Source organism: Streptomyces sp. NPDC104226 (assembly GCF_055584085.1).
Map to the genome: position 1 here is coordinate 793,880 of NZ_JBVJMS010000002.1, position 9,900 is coordinate 803,779.

6 protein-coding genes are annotated in these 9,900 nt (G+C 74.0%); 2 read left to right on the forward strand and 4 right to left on the reverse strand.

Annotation, left to right across the window (positions count from 1 at the left end; translation table 11 throughout):
• Position 1: 1 nt before the first annotated feature.
• Positions 2-904, forward strand: coding sequence for a xanthine dehydrogenase accessory protein XdhC (gene xdhC, locus ACZ60J_RS08935; protein WP_469679939.1), 903 nt, complete (start codon positions 2-4; stop codon positions 902-904).
• 48 nt (positions 905-952) lie between these two features.
• On the opposite strand, the gene ACZ60J_RS08940 is transcribed toward xdhC, so the two are convergent.
• From ACZ60J_RS08940 to ACZ60J_RS08955, 4 genes are all read right to left on the reverse strand, one after another.
• Positions 953-2,146 carry an MFS transporter gene (locus ACZ60J_RS08940; protein WP_469679941.1) on the reverse strand — a complete coding sequence of 398 codons (1,194 nt, stop codon included), beginning with the start codon at positions 2,144-2,146 and terminating at the stop codon, positions 953-955.
• A gap of 38 nt (positions 2,147-2,184) precedes the next feature.
• Positions 2,185-2,697, reverse strand: coding sequence for a hypothetical protein (locus ACZ60J_RS08945; protein WP_469679942.1), 513 nt, complete (start codon positions 2,695-2,697; stop codon positions 2,185-2,187).
• A 155-nt stretch (positions 2,698-2,852) separates the two neighbouring features.
• The gene (locus ACZ60J_RS08950) at positions 2,853-4,679 is read right to left on the reverse strand and encodes a glycoside hydrolase family 35 protein (protein WP_469679944.1); all 1,827 of its coding nucleotides are present in this window, start codon (positions 4,677-4,679) and stop codon (positions 2,853-2,855) included.
• Between the two features lie 185 nt (positions 4,680-4,864).
• Complete coding sequence (locus tag ACZ60J_RS08955) at positions 4,865-5,830, reverse strand: hypothetical protein (RefSeq protein WP_469679946.1); 966 nt, start codon at positions 5,828-5,830, stop codon at positions 4,865-4,867.
• A gap of 922 nt (positions 5,831-6,752) precedes the next feature.
• On the opposite strand from ACZ60J_RS08955, the gene ACZ60J_RS08960 reads away from it, so the two are divergent.
• Positions 6,753-9,872 (forward strand): non-ribosomal peptide synthetase, encoded by a 3,120-nt coding sequence (locus ACZ60J_RS08960; protein WP_469679948.1) that lies wholly within the window; start codon positions 6,753-6,755, stop codon positions 9,870-9,872.
• Positions 9,873-9,900: the final 28 nt, after the last annotated feature.

Consider the following 9,900-nt stretch of genomic DNA (forward strand, 5'->3'; position numbering starts at 1 on the left):
CATGAGCTGGGTCGCCGCGGTCGCGCGGTTGCGGGCACGCCGGGAGGCCGGCGTGCTCGTGACCGTGGCGACCGTGCGCGGCCACGCGCCCCGTCGGGCCGGTGCCAAGCTCGTCGTGGGGCGGACCGAGACCTGGGGGTCGATCGGCGGGGGCAACATCGAGGCCGTCGCCATCGACCGGGCGCGCGAGCTGAGCGGCGCGGCCGATCCGCAGCCGGAGCTGATGGAGTTCGCGCTGAACGACAAGGTCACCAGCCGGCACGGCGTGCAGTGCTGCGGCGGAGCCGTCAGCGTGCTGCTCGAACCGCTGCCGGTGGTCCAGGCGGTGGCCGTCTTCGGTGTCGGGCACGTCGGGCTGGAACTGGCGCGCATCCTGGCCCGCCAGGACCTCGACCTGTACCTCGTCGACAGCCGCCCCGACATGCTGACGCAGGAGCGGCTCGGGGTGCTCTCGGACGCGGTGGCGCAGGTCCACGTGCACCACACCCCGCTGCTGCCGGAGACGGTGCTCGGGGAGCTGCCGCCCGGGACCCACGTCCTGATCATGACGCACGATCACGCCGAGGACGCCGCGCTGTGCGACGCCGCACTGCGCACCCCCGGTCTCGGCTCGATCGGTCTGATCGGCTCGTCCGCGAAGTGGGCGCGGTTCCGGCAGCGCCTGGCCGCCGAGGGCGGTCACGACGCCGGCACCATCGACCGGATCACGACCCCGATCGGGCTGGCCGAGATCACGGGCAAGGAGCCCGCCACGATCGCGGTGAGCGTCGCGGCGGACCTGCTCCGCACCTTCGAACAGGACCGCCAGTGGGCGGCTGCGGTCCCGGAGCCGGAGCCGGAGCGTCTTCCGGTCCCGGACACCATCGCCGAGGTGGCCTGCCCCACGGCCGCCGGCAGCGCGTGAATCCTCTGCGGCCCACGCGCCGCCGGGCGGCCGGGCGGCCTCGCGGACTCAGTTCGCGGCGGCCCGCGCCGGCCGCCTGAGCAGGTAGCCGGCCGCGCCCACGACGAGCACCGCCATGCAGGCGATGAACACCAGTCCCGCCCCCTCCAGCCCGAGGGGGCCCTCCAGCACGCCCACGCCGATCACGGGCAGCGAGATGCCCGTGTACGCCACCAGGAACAGGGTGGAGATCACGGCTGCCCGCTGGTCCTCGGGAGACGCTCCGGCCACGGCGGACAGTGCCCCGCGGAAGGCGAGCCCCTGGCCGACTCCGCTGACGAGGGCGCTGAGCACCACCAGCGCCAGCAGGTCCCACCACAGTGCGCCGGCGAGCAGCGCCAGTCCGGCGAGGAGCACGGCGCACCCCAGCGGCAGCGAGCGCTGCACCCCGATGCGGCCCACGGCCAGCTGCCCGGCGGTGGAGGCGAAGAAGGCCAGGGCGACCACCAGCCCGCTCACGGCCCGGTTGTGCACGTCCAGGGACTCCGCGAGGAACGCCGGGCTGACGGAGGTGAACACCCCGAAGAGGGCGAAACCCACGAACGCGGCGATCGCGGCAGGACCGAACACCGCCCGCACCTGCGGGGGCAGCGCGGGCTTCTGCGGTCGTACGGTGCTCAGCGGCCGCCGCTCGCGCACCGTCTCCGGCAGCCGCAGCAGGACCAGGGCCGCGACCGCCACGAGCCCGAGGTGCACCACGAAGGACAGGTACAGCGGCCAGGGGGCGTACTGCGCCAGGATTCCGGCAAGCAGCGGACCGCAGCCCAGTCCGCCCATGTTGGCGGCCGTCGCGACGAACGTGGCCCGCGAGGCGCCGCCGGGCGGTGCCAGCTCCATCACGTAGGCCGTGGCGGCCCCGGTGAACAGGCCGGCGGACAGACCGGACAGCAGCCGTCCCGCGTACAGCCAGGGCATCCCGTCGGCGCACAGGAAGCAGACGGCGCTCGCCGCGGCGAAGCCCAGCCCCGCCAGCAGGACCGGCCGTCGGCCCACGGCGTCCGAGGCGTTGCCCGCGAGCAGCAGTACGCCGATCACCCCGAAGGCGTACACGGCGTACACCACGGTCACCATCAGCGCGGAGAAGCCGAACTTCTCCTGGTAGAGCCCGTAGAGGGGGGTCGGCAGTGTGGTGCCGGCCATGCAGACGACGAACACCGCGCCGCTCAGCAGACACCGGCGCCACCCTTGTCGATCAAGGTCCATGGGGCCGACCGTATCCCGTGGGGAGCCTGGGGCTCGTGTCAGTACACCAGTTTGTAGGTCACGTCCTTGGGGACGGGATCCGGTGCGGTGTCGGTGTAGAGGAGCCGGATCGTGGTGAAGCGCCGGAGGTCGGGGTGCTCCGGCCAGGTCTGCGGATGGGACAGGGTCACGGTGACCGGGTAGGCGCGGAAGCGGCCGGCCGCGCAGTACGGGCGGCAGTCGTTCACCATGTCGGTGCCGGTGGCCGTGGCGCTGCCCGGCCCCCAGCTGTCCCAGCGGAGACCGACGAGCCGGTTGTTCCCGTCGCCGCAGGCGAGGATGTACTCCGCGGGGCGCGTCTGCGCCTGGGAGGAGCAGTCGACGATCACGACGGGATCCTGGGGATCCGGTGTGCGGGCCGTCGAAGCCGCGGCGCCGCGCGCGGGTGCGGAGGAGGCCGCGGAGGCCGGAAGCACGGCGGCCGTCAGCGCCGCCACCGTGCACAGCAAGCTCGCCGTCCGCACCTTGCGCCGGGTTGCGCGTGGGGGGCGGCCACCTGCGGAAACGTTCACGGCAGACCTTCCTTGCGACTCTGCGCACCACCGGCACCACCGGCGTCTTCCCAGCTTCCCCCATGGGAGTGCGGCCCGCACCCGCGGGAACGGCGCGGGTGCGGGCTACGGGTCGCTCGCGCGGCACCCCCTGACGGCACCGGAGCCCGGCGCGGCTACCAGACGGGGATGGGCGCGGGCGCCTCCGTGCCGAGGTCCGGTGCGTCGCGGAGTTCGACGGTGGTCCCGGGCCGGTGGAGTTCGAGGACCACCAGGGTGTTCGCGCCCGCCCGCCAGAGGGGACCCGGTGCGTACAGGGTCTTCTGCGGGCCGCGCTCCCAGAACCGGCCCAGGGCGAAACCGTTCAGCCAGACCATGCCCTTGGTCCACCCCGGGAGGGCGATGAACGCGTCGGCCGGGGCGTCGAGGTCGACGGTGACCCGGTGGAAGGACGGGCCGTCCGGGACCTCGCCGGGGCCGAACCGGAGTCCCGAGAGGTCGTCGAGGGGCAGCGGCCTGATCTCCCAGCCGAACTGGTACTGGTTGTCCAGCCTGACCCCGTCGCGGATGCCCTTGCGATCGGCCAGCAGGGGGCCGTAGTTGATGCGCCCCTGGCTCTCCACGAGGATGTCGAGCTCCGCTCCCCCGTCGGGTACGGCGACGGTCAGCGCCGCGAGTGGCTCGTCCCGTTCCAGCAGCCCGATCTCCCGTCCGTCCAGGAAGACCTGGGCGCGGTCGGCCAGCCCGTCGATGCGCAGCGCCGCCTCGGGCAGGGGTCCGCGCAGCCGGGTTCGGTAGTGGATCAGGCCGAGGGACTGGCCGGCTTCCTCCATGGTCAGCGGCTCGACGTGGTGCAGCGGCTTGGCGAGTGCGTCCAGGGAGTCGGCCAGTGAGACGTGTTCGTCCACGGTGAGCCGCCGGGGAACCACCCGTGGGGGCAGGGCGGGGGGTTCGTGGGTGACGGAGCCGGTGTGCCGGCCGATGACCTCGCGGAAGAGGTGGAACTTCCGGGTGAGTTCGCCGGCCTCGCCCACGGGGGCGTCGTAGTCGTAGCTCGTCACGTCGGGCTGGTACGTGGTGCCGTCGTGGTTGGCGCCGTTCCACCAGCCGAAGTTGGTGCCGCCGTGTCCCATGTAGATGTTCACCGAGGCGCCCGCGGCGAGCAGGCTGTCCAGGGTGTCGGCGGCGTCCTTCGGGTCGCGCGTGTGGTGCGGCTCGCCCCAGTGGTCGAACCAGCCGTGCCAGTACTCCACACAGACCAGCGGGCCTTCGGGCTGGTACGTGCGCAGGGTCGCGAGCGAGCTCTCGGGGCGCGAGCCGAAGGTTCCGGTGGTCAGGACGCCGGGGATGCGGCCGCCGAGCTGGAAGCCGTGGTCGGCCCCGTCGGTGGTGAACAGCAGGCAGTCCAGGCCCCGTCGGACCAGGCCGTCGCGGAGGTGTTCCAGGTAGCCGGTGTCGTTGCCGAAGCTGCCGTACTCGTTCTCTACGCCCACCGCCACCACCGGCCCGCCCCGGCTGCCGAGCAGGGGGACCAGTACGGGTGCCAGGGTGTCGAACCAGGCGTCGACGGCGGCCAGGTAGGCGGGGTCGCGGCGGCGGAGCCTGATGGTCCGGTCGGCCAGCAGCCAGCCGGGCAGTCCGCCGAAGTCCCATTCGGCGCAGATGTAGGGGCCGGGCCTGACGATGACGTCGAGCCCGAGATCGCCGGCGGTCCGGATGAAGGCCGCCACGTCGTTCGGCCCGTCGAAGGTGAACGTGCCGGGGCTGGGCTCGTGGACGTTCCAGGCCACGTAGGTCTCGACGGTGTTCACGCCCATCGCGCGCAGGCGCAGCAGGCGGTCGGCCCAGAGGCCGGGGTGCACCCGGAAGTAGTGGATGGCCGCGGAGACGATCCGGTGTGGGCGGCCGTTCCGCAGGAAGCCGGTCTCGTCCGTGGTCAGCGTCGTGAGGGGGGTGACCGGGGTGGTGACCGGCGTCGCGACGGGCGGGTGGGGTGGCTGCACGTATGCGCTCTCTTTCGGTGCTCCGGGTGCTGCTCGACTCGTCGACCGACGGGGCTCCGGCAGGAGGAACCCCGTACAGAAAGCGCTTTCTACGGTCGCGGATCACGCTAGGCCGAACGGGCCCGGGGGGTCAAGGGAGATCGCACATGCGGGAGCGGGAGCGCCGGGGTGCTGGGGCGTGGGGCTCACTCGTCGGGGAAGAAGTCGGTCGTGCGGACCGCGAGGGAGCGGGTCAGCGTGCGCAGGTCGTCGTCGGAGATCGTGGGCCCGCCTCCGGTGAGGACCACGATGGCACCCTGGCGTCGTGCGATGTACCGGACGGAGTCGTACGTGGGCGAGCGCCAGGTGTCGGGGGCCACCTGCGTGCAGGGGCCCGTATCGCGCCGCGTGCTCGCGGAGGTGACCTCGCACGCGTCCGGCGGCGCGAAGCCCGGCAGCTGCGGTCCGACGGTCACCCGGATGCCGCGCGCCTCGCGGTCGGCCGCACCCACGGGAACCGAGGACGGCAGGATGAGGTAGCCGAAGGTGCCGCCGTACGGGTCGGCGTCCGCGAAGTACAGGCGGTAGCCGTCCAGGTCGGGGGCGAGCAACGGGACCCGGGAGGCGGCGAGTCGCTGTTCCCGGTACGCCGACACCTGCCGGTCGGCGAGCACGGCCGTCAACGGCCACAGCAGGACGAGGACCCCGGCGAGCACCCCCCAGCGCCTGAGGGAGCCGACCCCGGGGAGCGCCACGGCGGCCGCAGCCGCGTACGCCGCGGCCAGCAGGAGCGGAGCGCCGAACAGGAACCACGGGGGCGGGGCGCCCGCCCGCCAGGAGAGCACGCAGGCCAGCACGCCCAACACCCCGCCCACTACGGCCACCCGCCAGGCAGGACGGACGCCGGCCACCCGCAACCCCGCCCACCCGATCAGGGTCGCGACGACGGGTGCGGCCACCAGCAACACGAGGAAGAGCCCCAGGCACCCCCAGCCCTCGCTCCGGCAGAAGTCGTCCAACTCCCAGGGCAGCAGGGCCGCCAGGACGCACAGGCCGCCCAGCAGCGCACCCACACCGGCGGGCCGGACCAACGGCCGGAGAGCTTCGCTGCCGCCGGCACGGCCCACCCCGCCGCCGCTCCCGCCTCCCCGACCCTCCACCGTCACGTGCATGCCCGCCGCCCCCTCGGTACACCTCCGACCAGGCCACCCATCGTGGCGCCGCCGCCGCGCTCGCACCATGAGTACGGATACTCATTCGCCGCTTGCGGCCGCGCCGCCGAGTGCGGCGAGCAGGGCCACCGCCCCGGGCGTTCGGAGCCGGGGAGGAGGCGACCCCGTTCTCGCGCATGCGCTTCGCATCCACTTCGCATACGCGAGCGCGCTCCTCCTGTCGCCGGCGGCCGACGGCGACAGGGGCCGCCCCGGTCGACGGGGGCTCGTGCGGTGCGGGCCACCGCGGGCCGAGGCACCGCGCACGTCGATCTCCGTCCCTCGTGGAGGTACCCGTCGGCTTCGCCGGCGACGGTTTCGGGGAGGTGTCGCCAGTACCGGGCCGGCAGCCCGGTCGGCGGACCGAGGGCGTCCGCTCCTCCTCCGGGACCTGCCTTCATGGCAGTCGCAACGTCCACCGCAACCATCCGAGTCCGCCGATCGGCCGATCTACCGCCAGGAGGTGGCCGGTTGATGAACTGTCAGGGATGAGCGCACCTGCGGACTTTGGGTGGACGTCGGTGGAGCTCTGCCCGTACATGGTGGTTGATTCCGCGCCATGGACGGCTCTTGACGGTACATGGGCGTTGTGCGAATCTCTCGACAGGTCTGGACCAATTGTCTTCATCGGGTGGGGGCCCGAGCTGTGAGACGACTCCGGCGATCCTCGGATCTCCGGCGGTCCCGACCGCTCACGGCCATCGGCCGGTCCCCGGGGGAGGACCGGACACCACAGATGGCCGGTGCCGTCACCGACCCGTTCGCCGCAGCCTGCCGTTGACCTCTGAAGCCCTGACGTGCGGTACTCCGCGACCCATACCGCGTCCGCACGTCGATGTGCGCTGCCCTTCCGCCCTGCTCCGACGTCCTGAGTGAGCCGCCGATGTCCGAAGTACTCCCCCTGCCCGACACCAGACCGGCCTCGCCGGCCCAGCAGGGCGTCTGGCTGACCCACCGGCTGGGACTGGCCCGCGAGGCGTTCCACATGCCGGTGCGGATCTCCTTCGACCGGATCGACGCGGAGGCGCTGGCCCGCGCGGTGACCGCCCTGACCAGGCGTCACCCGGCCCTCTCCGCACGGCTGGTGGAACGTGACGGCCGGATCCGGCAGGAAGCGGCGGCGCAGGAGCCCGAACTGGTGCAGCTCGCAGCACCCGCGGACGAGGCCGACCTGGAGAAGCGGCTGGAGGAGGAGGCCGCCCGCCCGTTCTCCCTGGAGACCGGTCCGCTCAGCCGCTTCACCCTGCACCGGCGCGCCGACGGCAGCGCCGAGCTGCTGGTCACCGCCCACCACGCGGTCTTCGACGGCAACTCCAAGGACGTCCTGGTCCGGGACCTCGCGGCCGCGTACGGCTCGGCGCTCCTGCCCGCGCCGCCCGCGCCCACCGCACCGGGGGCCCCGACGGCGGATCCGGAGGTCGTACGGAGGGCCGCCGAGTGGTACGGGCCGCGTTGGGCCGCCGCCACCGAACCGGTACTGCCCGGCGCCCCGCGCACGCCGACCGCGGCCGGGGCCGGCGCCGGTGAGGCGGTCGAGTGGCGGCTCGCAGGCCCCGAGGCCGGGGAGTTGGCCGCTGCGGCCGCCCTCGCCGGCACCACGGTCTTCGAGTTCCTGCTCGCGGCCCTGCACGGGCTGCTGCGCCGCTACGGCGGCGAAGCGGTGCCGGTGTCCGTCCCGCTCTCCACCCGGACACCCGAACTCGCTGATGAAATCGGGTTGTTCGTCAACGAGCTGCCCGTCCACGCGCCCGCGGCCGGTGCGTCGGCGACCTTCGCGGCCTTCGCCTCCGCCGTGCGGGCCGAGCTGCGGGCCGGCTACCCGTACCGCGGTGTGCCCTTCGGCAGTGCCGTCGCCGGACTGGGCCCCCGGATCGGCTTGACCCCGGTCTCGCTCGGCTACCGCAGGCGCGGCCCGGACCCGGACTTCGGGGCCGGCACCGGCGCCCGGATCGCCTGGGCGGTGCACAACCGCACCGCCCGCAACACCCTCCACCTCCAGGTCGTCGAGGCCCCCGCCTGCGACGGAACCCTGAGCGGCGGCATCGACTTCAGCCTCCAGTACGACCCGGCCGTGCTCGCCCCGGACACCGCCCGCCGGATCGCCGTCCACTACGGCACCCTGCTCGCCGGGGCGGTCGCCGCGCCCGAGGCCCGACTGCTGGACCTGCCGCTGCTGGACGCCGCCGAGCTCCGGGCCGTCACCACCGCGCCGAACGCGACGGACCGGCCCTATCCGGCCGACCGGACCGTGCTCGACCTGGTCCGCGCCCAGGCCGCCGCCACTCCCGAGGCGATCGCTGTCAGCACGGCCGGCCGCCCTCTCCGCTACCGCGAACTGATGGCCCGTACGGAGCAGTTGGCAGCGGTGCTACGCGCCTCCGGGGTCCGGCCCGGCGACCTGGTCGCCCTCCACCTGGACCGCACCGCGGACCTGCCCGCCGCGCTGCTCGCCGTCCTCGCCACCGGCGCGGCGTACCTTCCGCTGGACCCCGGCTATCCGGCCGAGCGCCTCGCCCTCGTGCTGCGCGACTCCGGAGCCGTTCTGGTGCTCGCCGACCGCGAGCCCGCGCCCGAGGTGGCCGCGGCCGCCCCCGCGGTCCTACGGATCCCCGCGCCGTCGGCGCAGGGCCCGACCGAGGCCGCCACGGCCACGGCCTCCGACCCCGGCCCGCAGGACGTGGCGTACGTCCTCTACACCTCCGGCTCCACGGGCCGCCCGAAGGGTGTTTCCGTCGGCCACCGGGCGCTGGTCAACCTGCTCACCTCCTTCGCCGACCGGCTCGGCTCCGGCCCGCAGCACGCCTGGCTGGGCTTGACCTCGCTCTCGTTCGACATCTCCGCGCTGGAGCTCTACCTGCCGCTCATCACCGGCGGCCGCCTGGTCCTGGCCCCGGACGGCCTCGCCGTCGACGGCCCCGGCCTGCTCGCGCTGATCGCCGCCGAGGGCGTCACCCACGTCCAGGCCACCCCCTCCGGATGGCGGGTGATGCTCACGGCCGGGAGCGGCGCCGATGCGCTCACCGACGTCACGGGCCTGGCCGGCGGCGAGGCACTGCCGCTGCCGCTCGCCCGCGAACTGCGGTCGCGCACGGCCCGGTTGTTCAACGTGTACGGGCCCACCGAGACCACCATCTGGTCCACCTGCGCCGAACTCCCCGCCGAGCCGGAGCAGGTCCGGATCGGCCGCCCGATCGCCAACACCCGGACCTACGTGGTCGACGAGCAGCTGAACCCCACCCCGCTCGGCATCCCCGGCGAACTGCTGATCGGCGGGGACGGCGTCGCCCACGGCTACCTCGGCCGACCCGAACTCACCGCCGAGCGCTTCGTGCAGAGCCCGTTCGGCCCGCCCGGCGCCCGGCTCTACCGCACCGGGGACCGCGCCGTGTGGACGCCCGACGGGGAACTCGACTTCCTCGGCCGGATCGACGACCAGGTCAAGATCCGCGGCCACCGGATCGAACTCGGCGAGATCGAGTCCGCCCTGCTGGAGCACCCCGCCCTCGCCCAGGCCGCCGTTGCCGTCCACACCGAGGAGGACGGGGAGCCGTTCCTCGCCGGTTACCTGGTCCCGGCCGCCGGCGCCCCGTCGCCCGCCCCCGCCGACCTGCGCGACCACCTGATGCGCACGCTGCCGGCCGCGATGGCGCCGCAGCGCTGGCTCACGGTGGAGAGCCTGCCGCTCACCCCGAACGGCAAGCTGGACCGGCGGGCCCTGCCGGTACCGCCCCGCGAGGCTCCGGCGCCACGGGCCGACGCCACCGGCGGCACCGACGAGGACGACGCCACGACCGGAACGGTCCGCCGGATCTGGGCGGAGGTGCTGAACCTGCCCGCTGTCGGCCCCGAGGACGATCTGTTCGACCTCGGCGGGCATTCGCTGACGGTGATCCAGATCGCCGCCCGGATCCGTGACGCGCTCGGCGTCGAGCTGGACTTCGACGTCTTCTTCGACGTCCCGACCCCGGCCGGCATCGCCGCCGCCGTGCGCGCACGCCAGTAGGCAGCCCCCTCGGACCGTGCCGGGCCCG

Coding starts and splice junctions, on each gene's coding strand:
- ACZ60J_RS08960 (WP_469679948.1), top strand. CDS start 6,753: ATGTCCGAAGTACTCCCCCTGCCCGACACCAGACCGGCCTCGCCGGCC.
- ACZ60J_RS08955 (WP_469679946.1), bottom strand. CDS start 5,830: ATGCACGTGACGGTGGAGGGTCGGGGAGGCGGGAGCGGCGGCGGGGTG.
- xdhC (WP_469679939.1), top strand. CDS start 2: ATGAGCTGGGTCGCCGCGGTCGCGCGGTTGCGGGCACGCCGGGAGGCC.
- ACZ60J_RS08940 (WP_469679941.1), bottom strand. CDS start 2,146: ATGGACCTTGATCGACAAGGGTGGCGCCGGTGTCTGCTGAGCGGCGCG.